A 26,688-nucleotide genomic window follows, 5' to 3' on the forward strand; every position below is an offset into this window, starting at 1 on the left:
CAAGCCGAACATCCCTGATTGACGAGAAGCCCCAACGCCCCATGCGTATCGATCCCCGCCCGTTGCCGTCCACGTTGCCCTTTCTCGGCGACCTGCCACCCTTGCTGACCCGCCTGTATGCCGCCCGTGGCGTGCAATCGGCAGCCGAGCTGGATAAGAGCCTGGCGCGCCTGCTGCCTTACCAGCAGCTCAAGGGCATCGAGGCGGCAGTCGACCTGCTGGTGACGGCACTGGCAGAACGCCAGCGCATCCTTATCGTCGGCGACTTCGATGCCGATGGCGCCACCGCCAGCACCGTCGGCCTGCTCGGCCTGCGTCTGCTGGGTGCTGCCCATGTTGATTACCTGGTGCCCAACCGCTTCGAGTACGGCTATGGCCTGACTCCGGAGATTGTCGAAGTGGCCTTGCAGCGCCAGCCGCAATTGCTGATCACCGTCGACAACGGCATTTCCAGCGTCGAAGGCGTGGCCGCCGCCAAAGCTGCGGGATTGAAGGTCCTGGTGACCGATCACCACCTGCCTGGCCATGAGCTGCCGGCGGCCGACGCCATCGTCAACCCCAATCAGCCGGGCTGCGAGTTCCCCAGCAAGGCGCTGGCCGGGGTCGGGGTGATTTTCTATGTGCTGATGGCCTTGCGCGCTCGGTTGCGCAGCCTCGGTCACTACGACAACGCGCCGCAACCGAACATTGGCGAGCTGCTCGATCTGGTGGCCCTGGGCAGCGTCGCTGACGTGGTGCCGCTGGATGCCAACAACCGTATCCTGGTGCACCAGGGCCTGGAACGCATCCGTGCCGGACGGGCGCGGCCGGGGCTCAAGGCCATTCTTGAAGTGGCCCGCCGCGATCACGCGCGCATCACCTCCACCGACCTTGGCTTTATTCTTGGCCCACGGCTCAATGCGGCCGGGCGCCTGGACGACATGAGCCTGGGCATCGAGTGCCTGCTCAGTGACGATGCCAACCTGGCTCGGGAAATGGCCGGCCAGCTCGACGAACTGAACCAGGACCGCAAATCCATCGAGCAGGGCATGCAGCGCGAAGCCCTGGCCCAGCTCAAGGACCTGCCGCTGGAATCGATGCCGTTCGGCCTGTGCCTGTTCGAGCCGGACTGGCACCAGGGCGTGATCGGCATCCTTGCCTCGCGCCTGAAAGAGCGTTACCACCGCCCGACCATCGCCTTTGCCGATGCCGGCGACGGCATGCTCAAGGGCTCGGCGCGCTCGGTGCCGGGCTTTCATATTCGCGATGCGCTGGATGCCGTGGCGGCGCGCCATCCGCAGTTGATCAGCAAGTTCGGCGGCCACGCCATGGCCGCCGGCCTGTCGCTGCCGGCTGATAACTTTCCGGCCTTTGCCCAGGCCTTCGACGAAGAAACCCGTCGCCAGCTGTGTGAAGAAGACCTCACCGGCCGCTTGCTGTCGGACGGCACCCTGGCGGTCGAGGAGTTCCACCTGGAGCTGGCCCGGGCTTTGCGCAACGCCGGGCCCTGGGGCCAGCACTTCCCCGAGCCGCTGTTCCACGGGGTGTTCCAGCTGGTCGAGCAACGGGTCGTCGGTGAGCGGCACCTGAAGGTGGTGCTCAAGAGCGAATGCGGTTCGCTCAAGCTCGATGGCATCGCCTTTGGCGTCGACCGTGAAGTCTGGCCCAACCCCACCGTGCGCTGGGTCGAGCTGGCCTACAAGCTCGACGTCAACGAGTTTCGCGGCCAGGAAAGCGTGCAACTGATGATCGCGCATATCGAGCCGCGCTGATCTCACGGGGCAAAGTGGTCTAGGCTTCGAATGATGGGTCGAAGAACCTGCGGGGAAGATTCTGTAGTCGGCCGGTCAACTACCTGGAGCCTTACCACTTGATTTGAGAGGTGCCCCATGAGCCTGCTGCTTGAGCCGTATACCCTGCGCCAGCTGATCCTGCCCAACCGCATTGCCGTCTCACCCATGTGCCAGTATTCCAGTGTCGACGGCCTGGCCAATGACTGGCACCTGGTGCACCTGGGCAGCCGCGCGGTGGGTGGTGCGGGGCTGATTTTCACCGAAGCCACTGCCGTGACTGCCGACGGGCGCATTACCGCGCAAGACCTGGGCTTGTGGGACGACGCGCAGATCCCGGGGCTGCAGCGTATCACCCGTTTCATCACCGCCCAGGGCGCGGTGCCCGGCATCCAGCTGGCCCATGCCGGGCGCAAGGCCAGCACCCATCGGCCGTGGCTGGGCAAGCATGGCAGCGTCAAGGTCGACGATGGCGGCTGGGTGCCAGTGGGGCCCTCGAAAATTGCCTTCGACCCGGAGCACACAGCCCCCAGCGAACTGAACGAAGCGCAGATCGGCGAGATCATCCAGGCCTTTGTCGCCGCTGCCCGGCGCGCCCTTGAGGCCGGTTTCAAGGTGGTCGAAGTGCATGCCGCCCATGGCTACCTGTTGCACCAGTTCCTGTCGCCATTGAGCAACCAGCGCCGTGACCAGTACGGCAGCTGCTTTGAAAACCGTATCCGCCTGACCCTGCAAGTGACCGAAGCGGTGCGCGAGGTGTGGCCGGCCGAGTTGCCGGTGTTCGTGCGGCTATCGGCCACTGATTGGGTCGAGGATGGCTGGAACCCGGATGAGACTGTGGAGCTGGCCAAGCGCCTGCGCAAACTGGGCGTGGACCTGATCGACGTGTCCTCTGGCGGCACCTCGGTAAAAGCCGAGATCCCGACCGGGCCGGGCTATCAGACCCAGTTCGCGGCCAAAGTGCGGGAAGAGGCGGGGATCGCCACCGGGACGGTGGGCATGATCACCGACCCGATGCAGGCTGAAACCATCTTGCGTACCGCGCAGGCCGATATCATCTTCCTCGCCCGCGAGCTGCTGCGCGACCCGTACTGGCCGCTGCATGCCGACGACGACCTGGGCGGCAACAAGGCGGTGTGGCCGGCGCAGTATCAACGGGCTACCAGTCGCGAGCAGCCGATACATGAGTCTGATTTACGCGATTGACTGAATGGCGAGCGCTTCGCGCTCGATCGCGGGGCAAGGCCCGCTCCCACAGGTTCGGTGCCGCTCTCAGGATGGTGAATCAAGGATGATGGAGATCTTGTGGGAGCGGGCCTTGCCCCGCGATGCGGGCACCGCGCAATTAGGCCAATTCCCCCACCGCCCGCCACGCCTCATCAATCGCCGCATGGGCATAGGCGCTCCAGGCCGCGTCCGAGTTGGCGATGCTGACCTTGCCCACGGGCTGGCGCGCCAGCTCCATCCACTGCTCGATCTGCGCCGGGTCGTCGTAGAGGGTATTGGTGGAGCAGGCATAACCATGGGGCGAGCGGTTGACCGTGATCGCCAGGATGTCCTTGTTGTGGTCAAAGCCACCAGGACCCAGCATGCGTTGCAACTGCTCGCGCAGCTGGCTTTCCAGTACCTCGAATGAGGTGCCGTACAGGCGCCCGCGTCCGGCACGGGCCTGGTCGCGGCTGCTCATGCCGCTGTCGGGGCTGGTCGGGACAAACACCATGTGCAGGCCGATGGGCTGCGCCGGGTCGCGTGGATGTTCGTAGCCGCCGAGGCTCACCGGGTAGTCGAGCTTGATCCGGCTGTAGGGCTGGGTGGCGGCGTAGATCTCGTGCACGCCAAGCTTCTGGAACGCTTGCCAGTTGCGCACGATGACCTTGGTGTACACCAGCGGGAACTTGACGTTCTGGCTCAGGGCGTGGGCCTGTTCGGCCGACAGCTCGCGCAGCAGGTAGGGGATCATCATGTTGTAGCAGGCCAGGATGCAGTGCTTGGCGCGCACCTTGGCCAGTTGCCCGGCGCGGCTGTAGCCGACATCGACCCCACCCGCGACGTTGCGCACGCTCACCGCCGTGCTGTTCAGGCGCAGGCGCAGCGGTTGCCCGGCGCGGTCGAGCTGGCTGTAGTCGAAATTGGCGAGGACGATGTCTTCCATGCTCTGGCCCGGCGCCACCGATGGCACCAGGCTGCGCACCAGCAGGCGTGCCAGCGAGGCGTTGCCGTCGGGGAAGTGGTAGATGTAGGGCTCTTCCATCTCCGCCTTGGCTTCCTCGCTGAGCGGCGCCAGGTTCATCGCGGCAAAGCCCGGGAAGCCGACAGAGTAGGCGTCGGCAGCGGCGACGGCATCGATGCCCACGGCCATGAAGTCGTTGGTGCGGCCCTGGAAGTACTTGACCGCCCTGGCCGACAGGCCGACGTCCTTGAGCAGGAAGTCGCGGTAGCTGGTGCGCTCCAGATAGGCCGTCTTGTCCTCCAGCGACTTGCCGGCCAGGTAGTCGCGCGGCGCCTGGTGCAGGTCGATCAGCGCCTTGCGGTCGCTTGCGGGCAAGGGGAAGTCATTGATGAAATCGGCAATCGGGCGGGCGTTGAGCTGGCTCGGGGCGATGTCGTCGGCGACCATCGGCGTCGGGTCGCCAGTGACCAGCTTGTCTTCGCCGAAGGTTTCCTGGTCGAAGAACACCGCGCGCGACAGGCCCAGGTCGGGGTAGAAGCTGCGGTCAAAGGCGGTCTCGAAACGCTTGATATCGACGCCAAGCTTTTGCAGCAGGCCGTTGACCTCCTTGCTGTACAGATGGTTGGGCGACTGCAAGGCTTCACTGCCGCCATAACCGAGGATCATCCGCCCACCGGCGCTGAACTCGTTGCGCTTGGCGTGGCCGCCGAAATCGTCGTGGTTCTCGAGGATCAGGATCTTCGCGGCGGGATGTTTCTCGCGATAGAAGAACGCCGCCGCCAGGCCGCTGATGCCGCCGCCGACCACCACCAGGTCGTATTCCTCGCTGATCGGCAGGGCGTCGGTGGCGAAGGTCTTTTTCTCCCAGCCCATCTGGTGCGCAACTTCGAAGGCGCCGACATGGCTGCCACGCAAACCGGTCAAGGCCGGTGGGTAATAGCGCCCGCTGGGGGCCGCCTGAAGCAGTTGCAGCGGGGTCAGGCCCGCTGCGACGCCGATGGCGACTCCGTTGATGAAGTCGCGTCGGGTGATTTCCATGGGTGTCCTTACCTTAATGTTTGAACATCACATGCCGGACGCAGGTGTAGTCCTCCAGCCCGTACATGGACATATCCTTGCCATAGCCAGACAGTTTCTGACCGCCATGGGGCATTTCGCTGACCAGCATAAAGTGCGTGTTGACCCAGGTACAGCCGTACTGCAGGCGCGCCGAAACGCGATGGGCACGGCCGACGTCGGCGGTCCACAGCGACGACGCCAGGCCGTAGTCGGAATCGTTGGCCCAGGCCAGGGCCTGCGCTTCATCGTCGAAACGGGTTACCGAGACCACCGGCCCGAACACCTCGCGGCGGACGATCTCGTCATCCTGCTGGGCATCGGCCAGCACCGTAGGTTCGAAAAAGAAACCGTCACCGGCCACCGCCTTGCCACCGGTGACCAGGCGAATATGCGGCTGGGCAACGGCCCGTTCGACCATGGCCGCCACCCGGTCGCGGTGCTGGGCGGTGATCAGCGGGCCGAGCTCGGTGTCCGGGTCGTTCTGCAGGCCATGCTTGATGCTGGCCACGGCCTTGCCGAGCTTCTCGACGAATTGCTCGTAGATGCCGCTCTGGGCATAGATGCGGCAGGCGGCGGTGCAGTCCTGGCCGGCGTTGTAGAAGCCGAAGGTGCGGATGCCGTCGACTGCGGCGTCGATATCGGCGTCATCGAAAATGATCACCGGGGCCTTGCCGCCCAGTTCCATGTGCATGCGCTTTACGCTTTCGGCGGTGCTGGCAATGATGTTGGCGCCGGTTGGGATCGAGCCGGTCAGCGACACCATGCGCACTTTCGGGTGGGTCACCAGCGGCGTGCCGACGCTCGGCCCGCGGCCGAAAAGAATGTTCAGCACGCCGGCCGGCAACAGATCGCTGGCAAGTTCTGCCAGGCGCAGCGCTGTCAGCGGCGTTTGCTCCGACGGCTTGAGCACCACGGTGTTGCCGGCGGCCAGCGCCGGGGCGATCTTCCAGGCAACCATCATCAGCGGGTAGTTCCACGGCGCGATCGAGGCGACCACGCCCAGCGGGTCGCGACGGGTCATCGAGGTATGCCCCGGCAAGTATTCACCGGCAGCCGAGCCGCCCAGACAGCGGCTGGCGCCGGCAAAAAAGCGGAACACATCGGCGATCGCCGGGATCTCGTCATTGAGCGCGGCGGCGTAGGGCTTGCCGCAGTTGTCCGACTCCAGCCGGGCCAGTTCTTCGCCGTGGGCCTCGATGGCGTCGGCAAGTTTGAGCAGCAACAGCGAACGCTCTTTGGGCGTGGTCTGCGACCAGCTGTCGAAGGCACGGTCGGCGGCGCGCACGGCAGCATCGACCTGGGCCTCGCTGGCCTCGTTGACTTCCACCAGCACGCTGCCCAGCGCCGGGTTGAGCACCGCGTAGCCTGCGCCTTCGCCGTCCACCAGTTGGCCGTTGATCAACAGTCGGGTTTGCATGGTCCAGTCCTCCAGGAGTTATTTGCCGCTGCCGGCTACGCTTTCGCCGCCGCGGGTCAGGTAATAGGCGCCGAGGATCGGCAGCATGGTCACCAGCATCACCAGCATGGCCACTACGTTGGTGACCGGCACATCGCGCGGCCGGCTCAACTGGTTGAGCAGCCAGATTGGCAGGGTGCGCTCGTGGCCTGCGGTGAAGGTGGTGACGATGATTTCATCGAACGACAAGGCAAAGGCCAGCATGCCGCCGGCCAGCAGTGCCGAGCCGAGGTTGGGCAAAACGATGTAGCGAAAGGTCTGCCAGCCGTCGGCGCCCAGGTCCATCGACGCCTCGATCAGGCTCTGCGAGGTGCGCCGCAGGCGGGCGATGACGTTGTTGTAGACGATCACCACGCAAAAGGTCGCGTGGCCGACGACGATGGTGAAAATGCCCGGCTCGATCCCCAGGGTCTTGAATGCCGAGAGCAGGGCGATGCCGGTGATGATTCCGGGCAGGGCGATGGGCAAAATCAGCATCAGCGAGATGCTCTCCTTGCCGAAAAAGCTGCGCCGGTACAGCGCCGCCGAGGCCAGGGTGCCGAGCACCAGGGCGATCAGCGTCGCCAGGCAGGCGACCTGCAGCGACAGTTTGATCGACTCCAGCACGTCCGGGCGCGCAAACGCCACGCTGAACCACTTCAGGGTCAAGCCCTGGGGCGGAAAGCTGAAGGCGGCGTCCTCGGTGTTGAAGGCATAGAGGAAGATGATCAGGATCGGGAAGTGCAGGAACACCAGCCCGCCCCAGGCCGCCAGGCGCAGGCCGATCGAGGCGCGTTCAGAGTGCATCGAAGGCCCCCAGGCGTTTGACTATGGTCAGGTACACGGCAATCAGCACGATCGGCACCAGGGTAAAGGCCGCGGCCATGGGCATGTTGCCGATGGCGCCCTGCTGGGCATAGACCATGCTGCCAATGAAGTAGCCGGGCGGGCCGACCAGTTGCGGGACGATAAAGTCGCCCAGGGTCAGCGAGAAGGTGAAGATCGAGCCTGCGGCGATGCCCGGCACCGACAGTGGCAGGATCACCTGCATGAAGGTCTGTCGCGGCCGCGCGCCAAGGTCCGCCGAGGCTTGCAGCAACGAAGGCGGCAGGCGCTCCAGCGAAGCCTGGATCGGCAGGATCATGAACGGCAGCCAGATGTACACGAACACCAGGAAGCGCCCCAGGTGCGAGGTCGACAGGGTGCTGCCGCCGACCCCGGGAATAGCGAGGATGAACTGCAGCACCGGCCCCAGGTTGAGTTGCTGGACGAACCACTGGGCCACGCCGCCCTTGGCCAGCAGCAGGGTCCAGGCGTAGGCCTTGACGATGTAGCTGGCCCACATCGGCATCATCACCGCGATATAAAAGAACGCCTTGGTCTTGCCGCTGGTGTAGCGGGCCATGTAGTAGGCGATGGGGAAGGCCAGCACGGCGCTGGCCAGCGACACGGCGATGGCCATGCCCAGGGTGCGCAGGATGATGTCGAAGTTCGATGGGTTGAACAGCGCAGCGAAGTTGCCCAGGGTCAGGTCAGGGGTGACCGCCATGGTGAAGTCGTCGAAGGTGTAGAAACCCTGCCACAGCAGGCTCAGCAGCGACCCCAGGTAGATCGCGCCAAACCACAGCAGCGGCGGCACCAGCAGCAGCGCCAGGTACAGGTTGGGGCGCCGGTAGAGCAGGGTCGAGAAGCGCCGCATGACGCCCGGCGCGCTGTTTGCCAGAGCCTGGGTCATTTCAGTGGCCCTCGCCGGGCACGGTTTCCTGCAACGCCGTCATCGCCTCGCGGGCCCAGCGTGCCTGCAGGCGCTGGCCGGGCTGCCAGGGCGCGGCGTGTTCCTGCCACTGGTTGTTGGCCTGGCTGATGCTCAGCAACTGGCCGTTGTCCAGCTGCAGCTCGTAGCGGGTGGCGCTGCCCTGGTACTGGATATCGTGGAGCAGGCCGCTGACCTGGATTTCGTTGCTGGCCGCCGGCTGGTCGCCAAGGCGGATGTGTTCCGGGCGGATCGAGAACGGCAGCTGGCTGCCATTGAGCTGCTGCGCCAATGCGCCGCGCAGCACATTCGAGGTGCCGACGAACTCGGCGACGAAAGTGGTCGCCGGCTTCATGTACAGGTTGCGTGGAGTGTCGACCTGCTCGATGCGGCCGCGGTTGAACACCGCGACGCGGTCCGACATCGACAGCGCCTCGGTCTGGTCATGGGTGACAAAGATGAAGGTGATGCCCAATTGGCGCTGCAGCTTTTTCAGCTCGCCCTGCATTTGCTCGCGCAGTTTCAGGTCCAGCGCTCCCAGCGGTTCATCGAGCAGCAGCACCCGCGGGCGATTGACCAGCGCCCGCGCCAGGGCCACGCGCTGGCGCTGGCCGCCAGACAGTTGCACCGGCTTGCGCTGGCCATAGCCGCCCAGGGCAACCATGGCCAGGGCCTCTTCGGCGCGGGCATGGCGTTCGGCCTTGGCCACGCCCTTGACCTTGAGGCCATAGGCGACGTTGTCGCGCACGTTCATGTGCGGGAACAGCGCGTAGTCCTGGAACACCGTGTTGACGTCGCGCTGGTAGGGCGGCAACCCCGCCGCCTCTTCACCGTGGATGCGGATCGACCCGGCACTGGGTTGCTCGAAGCCTGCAATCAGGCGCAGGCAGGTGGTCTTGCCCGACCCTGAGGGGCCGAGCATCGAGAAGAACTCACCGTCGTGGATGTCGATCGACACCTGGTCAACCGCCCTGACCTCGCCAAAGGTGCGCGAGACATTGGTGAACTGCACTGCAAGGTTCATGGTGCGAAGCTCCAGCAAGAGGGAGCAAGCCCGCGTCTTCAGGTGGGAGCGGGCTTGCCCCGCGACAGGGCCCTAACGGCCGCCCATGATCGCAATATAGTCCTGGGTCCAGCGGCTATAGGGCACGAACTTGCCCCCTTCGGCCTGCGGGGTCTTCCAGAAGGCGATCTTGTCGAACTGGTCGAAACCATTGGTCTTGCAGCCCTCGGCGCCGAGCAGTTCGCTGCCGCTGCAGGCCGCCGGCACCGCGGGCAGCGAGCCGAACCAGGCCGCTACGTCGCCCTGGACCTTGGGCTGCAGCGACCAGTCCATCCACTTGTAGGCGCAGTTGGGGTGCTTGGCCTCGCTGTGCAGCATGGTGGTGTCGGCCCAGCCGGTGGCGCCTTCCTTGGGAATGGTCGAGGCCACCGGCTGTTTGTCGGCTTGCAGGCCGTTGACCATGTAGCCCCAGGAACTGGAGGCGACCACGCCCTCGTTCTTGACGTCACTCATCTGCACCGTGGCATCGTGCCAGTAACGGTGGATCAGCGGATGTTGCTGGCGCAGCAGGTCGAGCACCGCTTGGTACTGGGTTTCGTTCAGTTCATAGGGGTTGTGGATGCCCAGTTCAGGTTTGGCCGACTTCAGGTACAGCGCCGCATCGGCGATGTAGATCGGCCCGTCGTAGGCCTGCACCCGGCCCTTGTTGGGCTTGCCGTCGGGCAGCTCCTGCGGCTCGAAAACCACGCTCCAGCTGGTCGGCGCCTGCTTGAACACCTCGGTGTTGTACAGCAGCACGTTCGGACCCCATTGGTAGGGCGTGCCGTACACCTGTTGGTTGACCACGTACCAGGCGCCGTCCTTGAGCCGCGGGTCGAGGTTCTTCCAGTTGGGGATCAGCGCGGTATTGATCGGCTGCACGCGCTTGCCGGCGATCAGGCGCAGCGAGGCGTCACCGGAGGCGGTGACCAGGTCGTAACCGCCCTTGGTCATCAGGCTGACCATCTCGTCGGAGGTGGCGGCGGTCTTGACGCTGACCTTGCAGCCGGTGTCCTTCTCGAAGCCGGTTACCCAGTCGTAGGCCTTGTCGCTTTCACCGCGCTCGATGTAACCCGGCCAGGCGACGATATCCAGCTGGCCTTCGCCGGCGCCCACGGCTTTCAGGGGTTCGGCGGCCTGCAGGCTGGCGCTGGCCAGCAGGGCGGTGCTCAGGGCGCAGAGCGTGGCGGTCTTGTGCACGAACATGGTGTTCCCTCTTGTTGGAATTATCTCGGGGCGGTGAAAGTGCAGGTATAGCTGGTTTAAGCGTAGGCAACATCTGGAAGCAAATGCATTCAGCTTCGCTTCAGCCTGCGGCAGTACTCTTTGGGCTTCTTTCCTCCCCATGGAGATGCCCCATGAACACCCGCGGCTTGCTTGATCAACTGCTCAAATCCGGCCAGGACCTGCTGCAGAACCAGGGCGGCAAAAGCCCTGCCGGCAAATCCGGCGGCCTTGGCGACCTGCTCGGCGGCAAGGGCGGTGGTGGCCTGGGCAGCCTGCTCTCCGGTGCCGGCGGCGGTGCTCTGGCGGCAGGGGCGATGGGCTTGCTGCTGGGCAACAAAAAGGCTCGCAAGTACGGCGGCAAGGCCCTGACCTACGGCGGCCTGGCGGCCCTCGGGGTGATCGCCTACAAGGCCTACGGCAACTGGCAGGCCAAGCAGGGCACTGCGGTGCAGGGTGAGCCGCAAACCCTCGACCGCCTGCCGCCGGCCCAGGTCGAGCAGCACAGCCAGGCGATCCTCAAGGCGCTGGTGGCAGCGGCCAAGTCCGATGGCCATGTCGATGACCGCGAGCGGGCGCTGATCGAGGGCGAATTCGTCAAGCTGTCCAGCGACCAGGAACTGCAACACTGGCTGCACGCCGAGCTGAACAAACCGCTGGACCCGGCCGACGTCGCCCGCGCCGCCAGCACCCCGGAAATGGCCGCCGAAATGTACATCGCCAGTGTCATGCTGGTGGACGAGGAGCATTTCATGGAGCGTGCCTACCTGGACGAACTGGCGCGCCAGCTCAAGCTTGACCCGGCGCTCAAGAGCGAGCTGGAAAACCAGGTAAAACTTGCTGCCAGTCAATGAAACCGGGCTAATGGCCAGTATCTAGCCCGTTTGGCCCGATCCAGCCGTTAAGTCAGCCGCAAAAGCGCGCAGCCGCTGGGCTATACTCTGCCCATTTTTCCTGCTCGCGTAGAACACTTGAGGGCTGACTGTGAAAAACTGGACCTTGCGCCAACGGATCCTGGCGAGCTTCGCCGTGATTATCGCCATCATGTCGCTGATGGTGGTCGCTGCCTATTCGCGACTGGTGGCCATAGAGTCCGGCGAGGAAGCGGTGCGAACCGACAGCATCCCCGGGGTCTACTACAGCTCCATGATCCGCAGTGCCTGGGTCGACAGCTATGTACTGACCCAGCAGCTGGTGGGCCTGAGTGACCATCGCGAGCTCACCTCGGCCGACATGGAGCTGTACAAGGGCTTTGAAGAGCGCCTCAAACAGCACATGGCCAGCTACCAGGCGACCATTCGCGAGAAGGACGACCAGGCCAGCTTCGACCAGTTCGGCCAGCTCGAAGCGGGCTACCTGAAAGCGGTGGATAGCGTCCTGGAGGCCTACCGCAAGAAGGATTACCCCGAAGCCCAGCGCCTGCTCGCCGAGGTGCTGACCCCGGCTTGGGTCGATGGCCGCAAGCACCTGAACGGGGTGATCGAGCGCAACCGTCATTCGGCCGAATCCGCCACCGACTCCATCGTCAGCGCCGTGGCCACGGCCAAGTTCAGCATGATCGTCTCGCTGTTGCTGGCGATTGTCGCCGCAACCATCTGCGGCCTGGTGCTGATGCGCGCCATCACCGCACCGATGCAGCGTATCGTCCATGCCCTGGACAAGCTCAGCGGCGGCGACCTCAGCGTGCGCCTGAACCTGGACCGCAAGGATGAGTTCGGCGCGGTGGAAACCGGCTTCAACGAAATGATGGGCGAGCTGACCAACCTGGTGTCCCAGGCCCAGCGCTCCTCGGTGCAGGTCACCACTTCGGTGACCGAGATTGCCGCCACCTCCAAGCAGCAACAGGCCACCGCCACCGAGACCGCCGCCACCACCACCGAAATCGGCGCCACTTCGCGGGAAATCGCCGCGACTTCCCGCGACCTGGTGCGGACCATGACCGAAGTGACCTCGGCCGCCGACCAGGCCTCGATCCTGGCCGGCTCCGGCCAGCAGGGCCTGGCGCGCATGGAAGAGACCATGCACCAGGTGATGGGTGCGGCCGACCTGGTCAACAACAAACTGGCGATCCTCAACGAGAAGGCCGGCAACATCAACCAGGTGGTGGTGACCATCGTCAAGGTCGCCGACCAGACCAACCTGCTGTCGCTCAACGCCGCCATCGAGGCGGAAAAAGCCGGTGAATACGGCCGCGGTTTCGCCGTGGTCGCCACTGAAGTGCGGCGCCTGGCCGACCAGACTGCCGTGGCCACCTACGACATCGAGCAGATGGTTCGCGAGATCCAGTCGGCGGTGTCGGCCGGGGTCATGGGCATGGACAAGTTCTCCGAAGAAGTGCGCCGCGGCATGTTCGAGGTGCAGCAGGTCGGCGAGCAACTGACCCAGATCATTCACCAGGTCCAGGCCCTGGCGCCGCGGGTGTTGATGGTCAACGAAGGCATGCAGGCCCAGGCCACCGGCGCCGAACAGATCAACCACGCTCTGGCGCAGTTGGGCGATGCCAGCAGCCAGACGGTCGAATCGTTGCGCCAGGCCAGCTTTGCCATCGACGAACTGAGCCAGGTGGCCACCGGCCTGCGTGGCGGCGTGTCGCGGTTCAAAGTCTGACCTGCCGATGAACGACCTTCAACCTCGCCGCAACCAGGATGCGGCCTCCCACGGCACCCTGTACCTGGTGTTTCGCATCGGCGACCAGCGCTTTGCCCTGGACGCCCATGAGGTCGCCGAAGTGCTGCCGCGCCTGCCGCTCAAGCCCATTGCCCAGACCCCGGGCTGGGTGGCCGGGGTGCTGGCCCATCGTGGCGCGCTGGTGCCGGTGATCGACGTCGGCGCCTTGAGCTTCGGATTGCCGGCGCCGGTGCGCACCAGCACGCGCCTGGTCCTGGTGCACTACCGTGCCGACCCGTTGCGCCCGCACTTGCGGCTGGGGCTGATCCTCGAACAGGCCACCGATACCCTGCGTTGCGACCCCGCCGAGTTCCAGCCCTATGGCCTGGACAACGAGCAAGCGCCGTACCTGGGGCCGGTGCGCGAGGATGCCCACGGCTTGTTGCAGTGCATCGGTGTGCAGGACCTGCTCAGCGCCGAGGTGCGCCAGCTGTTGTTCCCGCCTGAGCTGGCGGCGAGCGACGAGGGCCTGGCATGAGTGGCGAACAGCGCTTCTTTCGCTTTTTGCAGGATCGGATCGGTCTGGATGTCGCCTCGGTCGGCGCAGCGATGGTCGAGCGCGCCTTGCGTCAGCGCTGCGCCACCCTCGAAGCCCGCGACCTGGATGACTACTGGCTGCGCCTGCAGCAGTCGAGCCAGGAGCAGCAGGCGCTGATCGAGGCGGTGATCGTCCCGGAAACCTGGTTCTTCCGTTATCCGGAGTCGTTCAACGCCCTGGTGACCCTGGCGCGCAAACGCCTGGCCGAGCTCGGTGGCATGCGCCCGCTGCGCATCCTCAGCCTGCCGTGCTCGACCGGCGAAGAGCCGTACTCGATTGCCATGGCCCTGCTCGACGGCGGCTTTGCCGGGCACAGCTTTCGCGTCGACGCTATGGACATCAGCCCCAATTCGATTGATCGCGCCGAACAGGCGCTGTACGGGCGCAACTCGTTCCGTGGCTCGCACCTGGACTTTCGCGAGCGGCACTTCAGCGACAGCGACGAAGGCCAGCGCCTCGACGAGCGGGTTCGCCAGCAGGTCAAGCTGCAGGTCGGCAATGTCCTGGATCCGGCGCTCAAGGCCCGCGAGGGCAGTTACGATTTCGTGTTCTGCCGCAACCTGCTGATCTATTTCGACGTCCCCACCCAGCAGCGGGTGTTCGAGGTGCTCAAAAGCCTGATCCATGAGCAAGGTGTGCTGTTCATCGGCCCGGCCGAAGGCAGCCTGCTGGCGCGCATGGGCATGCGCCCGGTGGGCATTGCCCAATCCTTTGCCTACGTACGCCAGGCTGAAATGCAGCCGGCGCCGCCGAGCAAGCCGTTGGCGATCCCTTTGCCGTTGACAGTGCCGGTGACGGCGGCCAGCGTGCCGCGCCCGGCGTCGGCGCCGCTGACAGTGCGCAAGCTCAAGCCGATTGCGCCGCCGCCGGCGAAGCCCGCCGCGCAGGATGCGGCCAGCCAATTGCTGGCGCAGATCGCCCAGTTGGCCAATGCCGGCAGCAGCACCGAGGCCCAGGCCGCGTGTACCCGTTACCTGCAGCAGTATCCGCCCACTGCCCAGGTGTTCTACTGGCTGGGCTTGCTCAGTGATACCGCCGGCGACAGCGGCGAAGCCCTGAGCCATTACCGCAAGGCGCTGTACCTTGACCCCCAGCATCCGGAGGCACTGGTGCACCTGGCCGCGCTGCTGGCTTCGCAAGGTGATGTCGCAGGCGCCCGGCGCCTGCAGGAACGGGCCGCACGGCGCGCTGACCGGGAGTCTGAGCAATGATGGGTGACAACGACGTGCAACTGGTCGCCAGTGACGCCGCCAGCATCGACGATTGCTGGAACCGTATCGGCGTACACGGCGACAAGAGCTGCCCGCTGCTTGATGAGCATATTCACTGCCGCAACTGCGACGTCTATGCCGCTGCAGCGACGCGCCTGCTGGACCGCTATTCGTTGTCTCAGGAAGCCCACGAGCAGAGCGAGGCGCCTGAGCAAGCCAGCAGTGGCCGCTCGTTGCTGCTGTTTCGCCTGGGCGAGGAGTGGCTGGCGCTGGCCACCCGCTGCCTGGTCGAGGTTGCGCCGCTGCAGCAGGTGCATTCCCTGCCACACCAGCGCTCGCGGGTGCTGCATGGCGTGGCCAATGTACGTGGCGCGCTGGTGCCCTGCCTGTCGCTGGGCGACCTGCTCGGCCTTGAAACCCAGGGTTCGGTGCCAACCTCGGCGCGGATCATGCCGCGCATGCTGATCATCGCCGCTGCCGGCGGCTCGGTGGTGGTCCAGGTCGATGAAGTGGACGGCATCCATGCTCTGGACCCCGTCCGCCTTGGGGCCGAGCAGGGCGAAACGCGTTTTACCGCAGCGGTGCTGCAATGGCGCGGACGCAGTGTTCGCGTGCTGGATGAAGACCAAGTGCTGTCTGCCGTGAACCGGAGCCTGTCATGACCCCAGAGCAAATGCGCGACGCCTCGTTGCTCGAGCTGTTCAGCCTGGAGGCCGAAGCCCAGACCCAGGTGCTCAGTGCCGGGCTGCTGGCGCTGGAGCGCAACCCGACCCAGGCCGACCAGCTTGAAGCGTGCATGCGCGCAGCCCATTCGCTCAAGGGCGCGGCGCGGATTGTCGGCGTCGATGCCGGGGTCAGCGTCGCCCATGTCATGGAAGACTGCCTGGTCGGCGCCCAGGAAGGCCGCTTGCTGCTGCGCCCGGAGCACATCGATGCGCTGTTGCAGGGCACCGACCTGCTGATGCGCATCGCCACGCCGGGCGATGCCAGTATCGACGCCGCGGTGCAGACCTTTCTGGTGCAGATGGCCGCGTTGCTCGACCCAGGTGCACCAGCAGCGCCTGCGATCGCAGCGCCGCCATTGCCGGAACCCGAGCCCGAACCCGAACCACTGGCGGTCGAGCTGCCAAGCGTTGACCCCGAGCCCGAGGTCGAAGCCGCGCCGGTGCGCAGCGGCAAACGCACGACCGAGGGCGGTGAGCGGGTCTTGCGGGTCACGGCTGAGCGCTTGAACAGCCTGCTCGACCTGTCGAGCAAATCGCTGGTCGAGACCCAGCGGCTCAAGCCTTACCTGGCCACCCTGCAGCGCCTCAAGCGCATGCACGGGCAAAGCATCCGTGCCCTCGATGGCCTCAAGCAGCAACTGGAAAGCAGCGGCCAGAGCGCCGAAGTCCAGGACGCTTTGGCCCAGGCCCAGCGTCTGCTCGGTGAGACCCAGCAAATTCTGTTGCAGCAAGCCTCCGATCTCGATGAGTTCGGCTGGCAGGCCAGCCAGCGCGCGCAGCTGCTGTACGACACCGCACTGGCCTGTCGCATGCGTCCGTTTGCCGATGTGCTGACCGGGCAAAGCCGCATGGTCCGTGACCTTGGTCGTTCGCTGGGCAAGCAGGTGCGCCTGGACATCGACGGCGAGAAAACCCAGGTCGACCGCGACGTGCTGGAGAAGCTCGAAGCGCCCTTGACCCACCTGCTGCGCAATGCCGTCGATCACGGTATCGAATCGCCCGAGCGGCGCCTGGTGGCCGGCAAGCCCCTGGAAGGGCAGATCCGCCTGCGTGCCTCGCACCAGGCCGGCCTGCTGGTGCTTGAGATCAGCGACGATGGCGGCGGCGTCGACTTGGCACACTTGCGCCAGAGCATCGTCGAGCGCCAGTTGTCACCGGCCGAAACCGTGGCGCAGATGAGCGAGGCCGAGCTGCTGACCTTCCTGTTTTTGCCCGGTTTCAGCCTGCGTGACCGGGTTACCGAGGTGTCCGGGCGCGGTGTCGGCCTGGACGCCGTGCAGCACATGGTTCGCCAGTTGCGCGGCTCGATCGAGCTGACCCAGACCAGCGGCCAGGGCAGTTGCTTTCACCTCGAAGTGCCGCTGACCCTGTCGGTGGTGCGCAGCCTGGTGGTCGAGGTTGGCGCCGAAGCCTATGCCTTCCCGCTGGCACATATCGAACGCACCCTGGAGCTGCCGGCCGAGGCCATCGTGCAGATCGAGGGGCGCCAGCATTTCTGGCATGAGGGCCGGCATATCGGTTTGGTCGCGGCCAGCCAGTTGCTCAACCGTCCGCCAAGCCAGGGTGAAGGGCAGAGCATCAAGGTGGTGGTGATTCGCGAGCGCGACATGCTCTACGGCGTGGCGGTCGAGCGCCTGATCGGCGAACGGGTGCTGGTGGTGATGCCGCTGGATGCGCGCCTGGGCAAGGTCCAGGATATTTCCGCCGGGGCTTTGCTCGACGACGGCGCGGTGGTGCTGATCATTGATGTCGAAGACCTGCTGCGTTCGGTGGAAAAACTCCTCAGCACCGGCCGCCTGGAGCGTATCGAGCGCGGCCAGCGCAGCGTGCGCGAGGCGGCGCGCAAGCGCGTGCTGGTGGTCGACGACTCGCTGACCGTGCGCGAACTGCAGCGCAAGCTGCTGAGCAACAAGGGCTATGAAGTGGCCGTTGCGGTCGACGGCATGGACGGCTGGAACGCCTTGCGCAGCGAAGACTTCGACCTGCTGATCACCGACATCGACATGCCGCGCATGGACGGTATCGAACTGGTCACGCTGCTGCGGCGCGACAGCCGCCTGCAATCGCTGCCGGTGATGGTGGTGTCGTACAAAGACCGCGAAGAAGATCGTCGCCGTGGACTGGACGCCGGGGCCGACTACTATTTGGCAAAGGCCAGTTTTCACGATGATGCCTTGCTCGACGCCGTCGTCGAGCTGATCGGGGGAGCGCAGGGATGAAAATCGCCATCGTCAACGATATGCCCATGGCCGTGGAGGCCTTGCGCCGGGCGTTGGCATTCGAACCGGCCCATCAGGTGATCTGGGTCGCCAGCAATGGCGCCGATGCGGTCAAGCTGTGTGCCGAGCAGTTACCGGACCTGATCCTCATGGATTTGATCATGCCGGTCATGGATGGCGTCGAGGCCACCCGGCGGATCATGGCCGAGACGCCGTGCGCCATCGTTATCGTCACCGTCGACCGCCAGCAGAACGTCCACCGGGTGTTTGAGGCCATGGGCCATGGCGCCCTCGACGTGGTCGATACTCCGGCCCTTGGCGCCGGCGATCCGCGTGAAGCGGCAGCGCCGCTGCTGCGCAAGATCCTCAATATCGGCTGGCTGATCGGCCAGCAGCGCAGCACCCCGACCCGGGCCATGGCCGCGCCGGTGCGAGAAGCCGCGCAGCGCCAGGGCCTGGTTGCCATTGGCTCTTCGGCGGGCGGCCCGGCGGCCCTGGAAGTGCTGCTCAAGGGCTTGCCGCGCAGTTTTCCGGCGGCCATCGTGCTGGTCCAGCACGTTGACCAGGTGTTCGCCGCCGGCATGGCCGAATGGCTCAGCAGCGCCTCGGGCCTGGCGGTGCGCCTGGCCAGCGAAGGCGAGCCGCCGCAACCGGGGCAGGTGCTGCTGGCCGGCACCAACCACCACATTCGCCTGCTCAAGAACGGCAACCTGGCCTATACCGCTGAGCCGGTAAACGAAATCTACCGGCCCTCGATCGACGTATTTTTTGAAAGCGTGGCCCGCTACTGGCGCGGCGACGCGGTCGGCGTACTGCTCACCGGCATGGGGCGCGATGGCGCCCAGGGCCTGAAGCTGATGCGCCAACAGGGCTTTCTGACCATCGCCCAGGATCAGCAGAGCAGCGCGGTGTACGGCATGCCCAAGGCAGCCGCCGCGATAGACGCCGCCGTCGAAATTCGCCCTCTGGAGCGAATCGCCGCGCGATTGATGGAAATTTTTCCAAAATGACGATATGTATTGAGCCACGCCGGCTGGCCGGCAGTGACCAGGTGACAGCGCATGAATGATTTACCGCTCGACGGTTTTCCGACCATGAATGAAAATTCGGCAATGGTCCTCTTGGTCGACGATCAGGCAATGATCGGCGAAGCGGTGCGGCGTGGCCTGGCTCACGAAGAGAACATCGATTTCCACTTCTGCGCCGACCCGCACCAGGCGGTGGCCCAGGCTGTGCGCATCAAGCCCACGGTGATTCTCCAGGACCTGATCATGCCCGGCCTCGACGGCCTGACCCTGGTGCGCGAATACCGCAACAACCCGGCCACCCAGGACATCCCGATCATCGTCCTGTCGACCAAGGAGGACCCGCTGGTCAAGAGCGCCGCCTTTGCCGCCGGGGCCAATGACTACCTGGTAAAGCTGCCGGACAACATCGAGCTGGTGGCGCGTATCCGCTACCACTCGCGCTCCTACCTGACCCTGCTGCAGCGCGACGAGGCCTACCGCGCCCTGCGCGTCAGCCAGCAGCAGTTGCTCGACACCAACCTGGTGCTGCAGCGGCTGATGAACTCCGACGGCCTCACGGGGCTTTCCAACCGTCGCCATTTCGACGAGTACCTGGAGCTGGAATGGCGCCGGGCCATGCGCGAACAGGCGCAGCTGTCGTTGCTGATGATCGATGTCGACTACTTCAAGTCGTTCAACGACACCTTCGGCCACCTGGCCGGTGACGAAGCATTGCGCAAGGTCGCCGAAGCCATTCGCGCCTCCTGCGCGCGCCCCAGCGACCTGCCGGCCCGTTACGGTGGCGAGGAATTCGCCCTGGTGCTGCCCAACACCTCGCCGGGTGGCGCCCGCCTGGTGGCGGAAAAACTGCGCCAGACCGTGGCGGCGATGAACATCGCCCACACCATGCCCAACGCCGACTCGGTGCTCACCGTGAGTATCGGCCTGGCGACCCTCACCCCGGGTATCGGCAGCCATTGCCGGCAACTGATTTCGGCAGCGGACAAAGGCCTGTACCTGGCCAAGAACAACGGCCGTAACCAGGTCGGGGTGGATTGACGGTAGCTACAAGCGGCAAGCTTCAAGCTGCAAGAAAAAACCTGGCGCCGGGTTTTTCTCCGGCCTCTTGTCGCTTGTAGCTTGCCGCTTGAAGCTCTAACTCCGCTATACTCTCCGGCTTTTCTACAGAATACGCACGAGAGCTGCCCGCCCATGGAAATCCAACCGATCCTGAACACCATCAAGGACCTCACCGAGCGCTCCGAGTCCATTCGGGGGTATCTTTGACTACGATCAAAAGCATGACCGCCTGATCGAAGTCAACCGCGAGCTCGAAGACCCGAACGTCTGGAACAAGCCCGAGTACGCTCAGGCCCTGGGCCGCGAACGTGCCATGCTGGCGCAGGTCGTCGAGACCCTGGACAAGATGTCCGGTGGCCTGGCCGACTGCCAGGACCTGCTCGACATGGCCGTCGAGGAAAATGACGAAGGCGCCGCGAGCGACGTCGTGACCGAGCTGCAAGGTCTGGAAGAAAGCCTGGCACAGCTTGAGTTCCGTCGCATGTTCAGCGGCGAGATGGACATGAACAACGCCTACCTGGACATCCAGGCGGGTTCCGGTGGTACCGAAGCGCAGGACTGGGCCAACATCCTCCTGCGCATGTACCTGCGCTGGGCCGACAAGCGCGGTTTCGACGCCACCATCATCGAGCTTTCCGAAGGTGAAGTCGCCGGCATCAAGGGCGCCACCGTGCACATCAAGGGCGAGTACGCCTTCGGCTGGCTGCGTACCGAGATCGGCGTGCACCGCCTGGTGCGCAAGAGCCCGTTCGACTCCGGCGCCCGTCGCCACACCTCGTTCTCGGCGGTGTTCGTGTCGCCCGAGATCGACGACAAGGTCGAAATCGACATCAACCCGTCCGACCTGCGCGTCGACACCTACCGCTCCTCGGGCGCCGGTGGTCAGCACGTAAACACCACCGACTCGGCAGTACGTATCACCCACGTGCCGACCAACACCGTGGTGGCCTGCCAGAACGAACGCTCCCAGCACGCCAACAAGGACACCGCCATGAAAATGCTGCGGGCCAAGTTGTACGAGCTGGAAATGCAGAAGCGCAACGCCGCCTCGCAGGCATTGGAAGACAGCAAGTCGGACATCGGCTGGGGCCACCAGATCCGTTCGTACGTGCTGGATGACTCGCGTATCAAGGACCTGCGTACCGGCGTCGAGCGCAGCGACTGCCAGAAGGTGCTGGACGGCGACCTCGACCAGTACCTGGAAGCGAGCCTCAAGCAGGGGCTGTAAGCCGCACACCACCGCCGCGATGCCCGGCCGCCCGCCGGCATCGCGCGCCCTGCCCGAAAAGGGCAACGAATACCTGATGGAAAGAATGACGACATGAGCGACCTGAAGACCGAATCGCAAGACCTGCAACAGGAAGAAAACAACCTGATCGCGCTGCGCAAGGAAAAACTTGCTGCCGAGCGCGCCAAGGGTAACGCCTTCCCCAACGACTTCCGCCGTGACAGCTACTGCAACGACCTGCAGAAACAGTATGTCGACAAGACCAAGGAAGAGCTGGAAGCAGCAGCGATTCCGGTCAAGGTTGCCGGGCGCATCATGCTCAACCGTGGCTCGTTCATGGTGATCCAGGACATGACCGGGCGCATCCAGGTCTACGTCAACCGCAAGACCCTGCCGGAAGAAACCCTGGCCGCGGTCAAGACCTGGGACCTGGGCGACATCATCGCCGCCGAAGGTACCCTGGCGCGCTCCGGCAAGGGCGACCTGTACGTCGAAATGACCAGCGTGCGCCTGCTGACCAAGTCGCTGCGCCCGCTGCCGGACAAGCACCACGGCCTGACCGACACCGAGCAGCGCTACCGCCAGCGCTACGTCGACCTGATGGTCAACGATGAAACCCGCCATACCTTCCGCGTTCGCTCGCAGGTCATCGCCCACATCCGCAACTTCCTGATGGCCCGCGACTTCCTCGAAGTCGAGACGCCAATGCTGCAGACCATTCCTGGTGGCGCCGCAGCCAAGCCGTTCGAAACCCACCACAATGCCCTGGACATGCAGATGTTCCTGCGCATCGCCCCGGAGCTGTACCTCAAGCGCCTGGTGGTCGGTGGTTTCGAGAAGGTCTTCGAGATCAACCGCAACTTCCGTAACGAAGGCGTTTCGACCCGGCACAACCCCGAGTTCACCATGCTCGAGTTCTACCAGGCCCACGCCGACTACGAAGACAACATGGACCTCACCGAGGAGCTGTTCCGCGAACTGGCCCAGCTGGTTCTGGGCAGCACCGACGTGCCGTATGGCGACAAGGTGTTCCACTTCGGTGAGCCGTTCGTGCGCCTGTCGGTGTTCGACTCGATCCTCAAGTACAACCCCGAGATCAGCGCCGCCGACCTGCAGGACATCGACAAGGCCCGCGAGATCGCCAAGAAGGCCGGCGCCAAGGTGCTTGGCTTCGAAGGCCTGGGCAAGCTGCAGGTGATGATTTTCGAAGAGCTGGTCGAGCACAAGCTGGAGCAGCCGCACTTCATCACCCAGTACCCGTTCGAAGTCTCGCCGCTGGCCCGTCGCAACGACGACAACCCGAACGTCACCGACCGCTTCGAGCTGTTCATCGGTGGCCGTGAAATCGCCAACGCCTACTCCGAGCTCAACGATGCCGAAGACCAGGCCGAGCGTTTCATGGCCCAGGTGGCCGAGAAAGACGCCGGTGACGACGAAGCCATGCACTACGATGCCGACTTCGTCCGTGCCCTGGAATACGGCATGCCGCCAACCGCCGGTGAAGGCATCGGCATCGACCGTCTGGTGATGCTGCTGACCAACTCGCCATCGATTCGCGACGTCATCCTGTTCCCGCACATGCGCCCACAGGCCTGAGCGAACTGAACAAGCCGCCTTCCGGGGCGGCTTTTTCATGCCTGGAAGAAATTCATCGATCGGATCCAACGTTTGGGGTAGACCAGCAGTGACTCCTGCAATGACTCAACAAGGCGCCGCCTGCGTGGCTACAGCGGTGGCCGAAAGCGTGCAGTACCAGGGCCGCAAGGCCAGCCGCGAAGGCAGCGAGCAGCGCCGCCAGCAGATCCTCGACGCGGCCATGCGCATCGTCGTGCGTGATGGCGTGCGCGGCGTGCGCCACCGCGCGGTGGCGGCCGAGGCCGGCGTGCCGCTGTCGGCGACCACCTATTACTTCAAGGACATCGAAGACCTGCTCACCGACACCTTCGCCCAGTATGTCGAACGCAGCGCGGCCTACATGGCCAAGCTCTGGGAGAACACCGAGGTGGTGCTGCGCCAGTTGCTCTCCCAGGGCGATGGCAGCCCGCAGTGGCGGGCGCGCCTGGCCGACGAAGTGGCGAAGATGACCACCGACTATGTGCAGCGCCAGTTGCATAACCGCCGCGACTTTCTGATGGCCGAGCAGGCCTTTCGCCAGGAGGCGCTGCTGTGCCCGCGCCTGGCAGAGCTGGTCAAGCTGCACGAGCAGATTCTGCTGCGCGGCGCCGTGCAGATGCTGCAGGTGGTAGGCTCACGTCAGCCACAACAGGATGCCCTGGTGTTGACGGCGATTATCGAGCAGATGGAATATCAGGGCCTGCTCGACGCTGAACAAGCCCAGGCTGAAGCGCCGATGCTCGCTATTCTTACCCGGTACCTGCATCTGGTCTTGGCGTCGGTGTAAGGCGCGAACCTATTTCAAGGAGAGGTTGATGAAAGCCAGAACCCTGCTGTTGGCATTGTCGTTCTTGCTGCTTGGCGGTTGTCTGGTCACCTTCAACGAGCCGATCCCGGCCAACAAGCCCGCGCCCAGGGCCCTGCTCGGCAAATGGACCAGCAAGGACGCCTGGGGCGAGCCGCTGACCCTGCAGATCAGCCGCAGCGGTGGCAACGCCTACAAGGCAGTGGCCATCGGCAAGAACAAGAAGCGCGACGAGTACGCCTTCACCGTGTCCCAGCACGGCAATCGCTGGTACCTCTCGGCCGGCGTGCCCAGGCGCCTGGGCGGCAACTTCCTGATCGGCGGCTTTGAAGTGCTCGATAACAAGGAACTGGTGGTCTACAACCTTGATGTCGAGCAGGTCAACCAGGCCGTGCAGAAGAAAGAACTCAGCGGCCGCAGCATCGAGGTGCCCGAAGAAAACGGCGAAGGGGTTCTAATCGACAGCCCGGCCGAGCGCGTCCTGGCTTACCTGGACGACCCGGCCAACTCCGACCTGTTCATCGAAGTGGCGCGCTTCAAGCGGGCCGGCAAGTAATCAGCGCAATTCAAGGAGTGTAGGGTGGACGAGTACCAGCAGACGATACGTGCCCTGTCTGATCGCATTGTCCTGGCGCAAACGCCCATTCGCGTGCTCGATGCGGTGAAGTGGGACGACAATATCCGCCAGGGTTTCCTCAAGGCCAAGGGCAAGGAGCTGCCAGCGGTAGACCGCGCCTACTACCAGGGCCGGCCGCTGTCGTTCGACTCGGCGGCAGTCAAGCTCGAGTTCCAGAACATCGAGCGCGACATCACCCGCCAGCTTGGCCAGTTCAACCCGGTCGGGCAGATCATGCGGCGCATGTGCAAGGAATACCGCATGGTGGTGCGCATGCTCGAAGCGCGCGGCACTGAAGACTTCGGTCTGATTTCCCAGGAACTGTACGGCGCAGCCTCCGATGCCTTCCATGCCGGTGACCCGACCCTGGCCGACCTCGGCCTGATGCTCTCGGACTACCTGAACAACATCGACGGCCGTGGCGACCTCAAGGACGAGCCGAAGAACCTCACCGCCAAGCAGGCTGTGGAGATGCTCCAGGGCCGCCTGAACAAGGTGTTCAACGAGGCCGAAGACACCATCCGCGTGTTCGAGTCCGACGGTATCGTCGCCGACGCCGCCGCTGGCGCCGACTACATCAAGATCCGCGCCGACGCCATGTTCAACAGCCGCGATGTGCGCGCGCTGGAGGTTCACGAAGGCCTGGTGCACGTCGGCACCACCCTCAACGGTCTCAACCAGCCGATCTGCACCTTCCTGGCCAAGGGCCCGCCCTCGTCGACCGTGACCCAGGAAGGCCTGGCGATCCTCATGGAAGTGATCGCCTTCGCCTCCTACCCCAGCCGCCTGCGCAAGCTGACCAACCGCACCCGCGCCATCCATATGGTCGAGGAGGGCGCCGACTTCATGCAGGTGTATGAGTTTTTCCGCGCCCAGGGTTTCGAGATGGCCGAAAGCTACGGCAACGCCAGCCGGGTGTTCCGTGGCTCGGTGCCCAACGGCTTGCCGTTTACCAAGGACTTGTCCTATCTCAAGGGCTTTATCATGGTTTACAACTATATTCAGTTGGCCGTGCGCAAGGGCAAGCTCGAACAGATCCCCTTGTTGTTCTGCGGCAAGACCACCCTTGAAGACATGCGCACCTTGCGCCAACTGGTCGATGAAGGCCTGGTGGAGCCGCCCAAGTACCTGCCTGAGCAGTTTCGCGACCTCAACGCGCTGTCGGCCTGGATGTGTTTCTCCAACTTCCTCAACCACCTGAGCCTGGACCGGATTGAAGCCGATTACTCGAACATTCTCTGAAGCATGGCGCAGGCATCTGGGCCTGCTGCTGGTGCTGCTGAGTCTGGGCGGCTGCAGTTCGCTGTTGTTCTATCCCGAGCCTGGCCAGCCGTTCACCCCCGAGAAAGCCAAACTCGCGTACCGCGACGTAACCCTGACCGCCGCCGACGGCACCCGCCTGCATGGCTGGTGGCTGCCGGCCAAGGCCGGTGTCGAGGTCAAGGGCACGGTGCTGCACCTGCATGGCAATGGCGGCAACCTGGCCTGGCACCTGGGTGGCAGTTGGTGGCTGCCGGAGCAGGGCTATCAGGTGCTGTTGCTCGACTACCGCGGCTATGGCCTGTCGCAGGGCAAGCCCGGGCTGCCGGAGGTCTACCAGGACATCGCTGCGGCGCTGGCCTGGCTGGACCAGGCCCCCGAGGTGCAGGGCAAGCCGCAGATCCTGCTGGGCCAGAGCCTGGGCGGCTCAATGGCTATCCATTACCTGGCCGAGCATCCGCGCCAGGCCGAGCGCTTCAAGGCCATGGTCTTCGATGGCGTACCGGCCAGCTACCGTCAGGTCGGGCGCTTTGCCCTGAGCAATTCGTGGTTGACCTGGCCGCTGCAGGTGCCTTTGTCGTGGCTGGTGCCCGATGGCGACAGTGCGATCCATTCGATAGCACAGATCAAGACCCCGCCCAAGCTGTTCTTCCACAGCATCGACGACCCCATCGTGCCGCTGGTCAACGGCCTGCAGTTGTATCAGGCTGCGCCGCCCCCGAGGGTGTTGCAGCTGACCCGTGGCGGGCATGTGCAGACCTTTGCCGACAAGATCTGGCGTCAGGTCATGTTGCGCTTTCTGGACGACCCGATGCATTTCAACGGGCTGCGGCGCCTGGCCGAAGTCCCCAATTACCCTGACGAGAAGTCGCAATGAGTGAAGAACGCAACGCCATCCCGCTGATCATTACCGGAGTCTGCAGCATCATCGGTACCGTCGCGGCCCTGTGGTACTACGGTTACCTGCATTTCGCCAAGCCCGAGGATGCCTTGCTGCTGTCCGACTTCACCATGCTCAAGACCATCCCAGGCGAGGACTACAAGATCTCCCTGCAGCCGGCCAGCCAGGTGGCGCAGTGCGTCGATGGCGTACTGGTGTTGTTCGATACCGCGCAAAAAGGCCTGACCGGCGTGCTGGTCAACAACAAGAAGCAGGCGGTGCGTTGCCTGGGCCAGGAAACCCCGCAAGAAGTCCAGTAAGCCCTGGGGCTGCTTTGCAGCCCAATCGCCGGCCACACAAACAAAAATCCCGCCAGACTCGGCGGG

Annotated in this window: 23 protein-coding genes; 17 read left to right on the forward strand and 6 right to left on the reverse strand. The window is 64.6% G+C overall.

From position 1 onward, the window contains the following. Positions 1-41 precede the first annotated feature (41 nt). Both recJ and ACIOVF_RS03605 read left to right on the forward strand, forming a co-directional pair. Positions 42-1,751, forward strand: a complete 1,710-nt coding sequence (gene recJ, locus ACIOVF_RS03600; RefSeq protein WP_045193693.1) for a single-stranded-DNA-specific exonuclease RecJ — start codon at positions 42-44, stop codon at positions 1,749-1,751. Between the two features lie 117 nt (positions 1,752-1,868). After that, positions 1,869-2,975, forward strand: coding sequence for an NADH:flavin oxidoreductase/NADH oxidase (locus tag ACIOVF_RS03605; RefSeq protein WP_195885800.1), 1,107 nt, complete (start codon positions 1,869-1,871; stop codon positions 2,973-2,975). Positions 2,976-3,114: 139 nt separating this feature from the next. On the opposite strand, the gene ACIOVF_RS03610 is transcribed toward ACIOVF_RS03605, so the two are convergent. The 6 genes from ACIOVF_RS03610 to ydcS all read right to left on the reverse strand — a co-directional run bounded on the left by ACIOVF_RS03610 (position 3,115) and on the right by ydcS (position 10,434). Next, on the reverse strand, positions 3,115-4,977 hold the full coding sequence (locus tag ACIOVF_RS03610) for an NAD(P)-binding protein (protein ID WP_401287628.1): 1,863 nt from the start codon (positions 4,975-4,977) through the stop codon (positions 3,115-3,117). Between the two features lie 13 nt (positions 4,978-4,990). Further along, positions 4,991-6,415, reverse strand: a complete 1,425-nt coding sequence (locus ACIOVF_RS03615; RefSeq protein ID WP_401287631.1) for a gamma-aminobutyraldehyde dehydrogenase — start codon at positions 6,413-6,415, stop codon at positions 4,991-4,993. 18 nt (positions 6,416-6,433) lie between these two features. Beyond that, the gene (locus tag ACIOVF_RS03620; protein ID WP_045193687.1) at positions 6,434-7,240 is read right to left on the reverse strand and encodes an ABC transporter permease; all 807 of its coding nucleotides are present in this window, start codon (positions 7,238-7,240) and stop codon (positions 6,434-6,436) included. Then, positions 7,230-8,168 carry an ABC transporter permease gene (locus ACIOVF_RS03625; RefSeq protein ID WP_045193686.1) on the reverse strand — a complete coding sequence of 313 codons (939 nt, stop codon included), beginning with the start codon at positions 8,166-8,168 and terminating at the stop codon, positions 7,230-7,232. Before ACIOVF_RS03625 ends, ACIOVF_RS03620 begins: the two co-directional genes overlap by 11 nt. A gap of 1 nt (position 8,169) precedes the next feature. Further along, a complete protein-coding gene (locus tag ACIOVF_RS03630) occupies positions 8,170-9,210 on the reverse strand; it encodes an ABC transporter ATP-binding protein (RefSeq protein ID WP_401287636.1) in 1,041 nt (346 codons plus the stop codon). A gap of 72 nt (positions 9,211-9,282) precedes the next feature. Continuing rightward, positions 9,283-10,434 (reverse strand): putative ABC transporter substrate-binding protein YdcS, encoded by a 1,152-nt coding sequence (gene ydcS / locus ACIOVF_RS03635; RefSeq protein ID WP_045193682.1) that lies wholly within the window; start codon positions 10,432-10,434, stop codon positions 9,283-9,285. A 152-nt stretch (positions 10,435-10,586) separates the two neighbouring features. Between ydcS and ACIOVF_RS03640 the strand changes: the two genes are divergently transcribed. The 15 genes from ACIOVF_RS03640 (at position 10,587) to ACIOVF_RS03710 (ending at position 26,622) form a co-directional block, all read left to right on the forward strand. Then, positions 10,587-11,306, forward strand: a complete 720-nt coding sequence (locus ACIOVF_RS03640) for a tellurite resistance TerB family protein (RefSeq protein WP_123565735.1) — start codon at positions 10,587-10,589, stop codon at positions 11,304-11,306. Positions 11,307-11,436: 130 nt separating this feature from the next. Beyond that, positions 11,437-13,059 carry a methyl-accepting chemotaxis protein gene (locus ACIOVF_RS03645; protein ID WP_045193679.1) on the forward strand — a complete coding sequence of 541 codons (1,623 nt, stop codon included), beginning with the start codon at positions 11,437-11,439 and terminating at the stop codon, positions 13,057-13,059. A 7-nt stretch (positions 13,060-13,066) separates the two neighbouring features. Next, a complete protein-coding gene (locus ACIOVF_RS03650) occupies positions 13,067-13,597 on the forward strand; it encodes a chemotaxis protein CheW (RefSeq protein ID WP_401287640.1) in 531 nt (176 codons plus the stop codon). Next, positions 13,594-14,868, forward strand: a complete 1,275-nt coding sequence (locus ACIOVF_RS03655; protein WP_093386751.1) for a protein-glutamate O-methyltransferase CheR — start codon at positions 13,594-13,596, stop codon at positions 14,866-14,868. Before ACIOVF_RS03650 ends, ACIOVF_RS03655 begins: the two co-directional genes overlap by 4 nt. After that, positions 14,865-15,530: a chemotaxis protein CheW gene (locus ACIOVF_RS03660; protein WP_401287643.1), complete on the forward strand. Its 666-nt coding sequence runs from the start codon at positions 14,865-14,867 to the stop codon at positions 15,528-15,530. The genes ACIOVF_RS03655 and ACIOVF_RS03660 overlap by 4 nt, the downstream gene beginning before the upstream one ends. Next, positions 15,527-17,812 carry a hybrid sensor histidine kinase/response regulator gene (locus tag ACIOVF_RS03665; RefSeq protein WP_045193674.1) on the forward strand — a complete coding sequence of 762 codons (2,286 nt, stop codon included), beginning with the start codon at positions 15,527-15,529 and terminating at the stop codon, positions 17,810-17,812. Before ACIOVF_RS03660 ends, ACIOVF_RS03665 begins: the two co-directional genes overlap by 4 nt. Further along, on the forward strand, positions 17,809-18,822 hold the full coding sequence (locus tag ACIOVF_RS03670) for a chemotaxis response regulator protein-glutamate methylesterase (protein ID WP_045193672.1): 1,014 nt from the start codon (positions 17,809-17,811) through the stop codon (positions 18,820-18,822). The genes ACIOVF_RS03665 and ACIOVF_RS03670 overlap by 4 nt, the downstream gene beginning before the upstream one ends. A gap of 51 nt (positions 18,823-18,873) precedes the next feature. After that, positions 18,874-19,878, forward strand: a complete 1,005-nt coding sequence (locus ACIOVF_RS03675; RefSeq protein ID WP_045193671.1) for a PleD family two-component system response regulator — start codon at positions 18,874-18,876, stop codon at positions 19,876-19,878. Positions 19,879-20,031: 153 nt separating this feature from the next. Beyond that, a protein-coding gene (gene prfB / locus ACIOVF_RS03680; RefSeq protein ID WP_143013309.1) for a peptide chain release factor 2 occupies positions 20,032-21,127 on the forward strand; the annotation gives its coding sequence in 2 pieces (ribosomal slippage) (positions 20,032-20,103 and positions 20,105-21,127; 1,095 coding nt in all). A gap of 93 nt (positions 21,128-21,220) precedes the next feature. Then, on the forward strand, positions 21,221-22,723 hold the full coding sequence (gene lysS / locus ACIOVF_RS03685; protein ID WP_045193670.1) for a lysine--tRNA ligase: 1,503 nt from the start codon (positions 21,221-21,223) through the stop codon (positions 22,721-22,723). Between the two features lie 100 nt (positions 22,724-22,823). After that, positions 22,824-23,528: a TetR/AcrR family transcriptional regulator gene (locus ACIOVF_RS03690; protein ID WP_093386736.1), complete on the forward strand. Its 705-nt coding sequence runs from the start codon at positions 22,824-22,826 to the stop codon at positions 23,526-23,528. 28 nt (positions 23,529-23,556) lie between these two features. Continuing rightward, positions 23,557-24,102 (forward strand): hypothetical protein, encoded by a 546-nt coding sequence (locus ACIOVF_RS03695; protein ID WP_401287649.1) that lies wholly within the window; start codon positions 23,557-23,559, stop codon positions 24,100-24,102. A gap of 24 nt (positions 24,103-24,126) precedes the next feature. Further along, complete coding sequence (locus ACIOVF_RS03700) at positions 24,127-25,404, forward strand: flavohemoglobin expression-modulating QEGLA motif protein (protein ID WP_045193667.1); 1,278 nt, start codon at positions 24,127-24,129, stop codon at positions 25,402-25,404. Beyond that, a complete protein-coding gene (locus ACIOVF_RS03705) occupies positions 25,376-26,299 on the forward strand; it encodes an alpha/beta hydrolase (RefSeq protein ID WP_401287652.1) in 924 nt (307 codons plus the stop codon). The genes ACIOVF_RS03700 and ACIOVF_RS03705 overlap by 29 nt, the downstream gene beginning before the upstream one ends. Further along, the gene (locus ACIOVF_RS03710; protein WP_195885810.1) at positions 26,296-26,622 is read left to right on the forward strand and encodes a hypothetical protein; all 327 of its coding nucleotides are present in this window, start codon (positions 26,296-26,298) and stop codon (positions 26,620-26,622) included. Before ACIOVF_RS03705 ends, ACIOVF_RS03710 begins: the two co-directional genes overlap by 4 nt. Positions 26,623-26,688 lie beyond the last annotated feature (66 nt).

It is taken from the genome of Pseudomonas sp. NPDC087612 (assembly GCF_044743505.1).
GTDB lineage: Bacteria > Pseudomonadota > Gammaproteobacteria > Pseudomonadales > Pseudomonadaceae > Aquipseudomonas.

What these genes read in the sequence shown, in the direction of transcription:
- ACIOVF_RS03710 (WP_195885810.1), top strand. Translation starts at nt 26,296, where the DNA reads ATGAGTGAAGAACGCAACGCCATCCCGCTGATCATTACCGGAGTCTGC.
- ACIOVF_RS03655 (WP_093386751.1), top strand. Translation starts at nt 13,594, where the DNA reads ATGAGTGGCGAACAGCGCTTCTTTCGCTTTTTGCAGGATCGGATCGGT.
- ACIOVF_RS03670 (WP_045193672.1), top strand. Translation starts at nt 17,809, where the DNA reads ATGAAAATCGCCATCGTCAACGATATGCCCATGGCCGTGGAGGCCTTG.
- ACIOVF_RS03690 (WP_093386736.1), top strand. Translation starts at nt 22,824, where the DNA reads ATGACTCAACAAGGCGCCGCCTGCGTGGCTACAGCGGTGGCCGAAAGC.
- recJ (WP_045193693.1), top strand. Translation starts at nt 42, where the DNA reads ATGCGTATCGATCCCCGCCCGTTGCCGTCCACGTTGCCCTTTCTCGGC.
- ACIOVF_RS03640 (WP_123565735.1), top strand. Translation starts at nt 10,587, where the DNA reads ATGAACACCCGCGGCTTGCTTGATCAACTGCTCAAATCCGGCCAGGAC.
- ACIOVF_RS03620 (WP_045193687.1), bottom strand. Translation starts at nt 7,240, where the DNA reads ATGCACTCTGAACGCGCCTCGATCGGCCTGCGCCTGGCGGCCTGGGGC.
- ydcS (WP_045193682.1), bottom strand. Translation starts at nt 10,434, where the DNA reads ATGTTCGTGCACAAGACCGCCACGCTCTGCGCCCTGAGCACCGCCCTG.
- lysS (WP_045193670.1), top strand. Translation starts at nt 21,221, where the DNA reads ATGAGCGACCTGAAGACCGAATCGCAAGACCTGCAACAGGAAGAAAAC.
- ACIOVF_RS03665 (WP_045193674.1), top strand. Translation starts at nt 15,527, where the DNA reads ATGACCCCAGAGCAAATGCGCGACGCCTCGTTGCTCGAGCTGTTCAGC.
- ACIOVF_RS03610 (WP_401287628.1), bottom strand. Translation starts at nt 4,977, where the DNA reads ATGGAAATCACCCGACGCGACTTCATCAACGGAGTCGCCATCGGCGTC.
- ACIOVF_RS03650 (WP_401287640.1), top strand. Translation starts at nt 13,067, where the DNA reads ATGAACGACCTTCAACCTCGCCGCAACCAGGATGCGGCCTCCCACGGC.
- ACIOVF_RS03605 (WP_195885800.1), top strand. Translation starts at nt 1,869, where the DNA reads ATGAGCCTGCTGCTTGAGCCGTATACCCTGCGCCAGCTGATCCTGCCC.
- ACIOVF_RS03675 (WP_045193671.1), top strand. Translation starts at nt 18,874, where the DNA reads ATGAATGATTTACCGCTCGACGGTTTTCCGACCATGAATGAAAATTCG.
- ACIOVF_RS03630 (WP_401287636.1), bottom strand. Translation starts at nt 9,210, where the DNA reads ATGAACCTTGCAGTGCAGTTCACCAATGTCTCGCGCACCTTTGGCGAG.
- ACIOVF_RS03615 (WP_401287631.1), bottom strand. Translation starts at nt 6,415, where the DNA reads ATGCAAACCCGACTGTTGATCAACGGCCAACTGGTGGACGGCGAAGGC.
- ACIOVF_RS03625 (WP_045193686.1), bottom strand. Translation starts at nt 8,168, where the DNA reads ATGACCCAGGCTCTGGCAAACAGCGCGCCGGGCGTCATGCGGCGCTTC.
- ACIOVF_RS03660 (WP_401287643.1), top strand. Translation starts at nt 14,865, where the DNA reads ATGATGGGTGACAACGACGTGCAACTGGTCGCCAGTGACGCCGCCAGC.
- ACIOVF_RS03695 (WP_401287649.1), top strand. Translation starts at nt 23,557, where the DNA reads ATGAAAGCCAGAACCCTGCTGTTGGCATTGTCGTTCTTGCTGCTTGGC.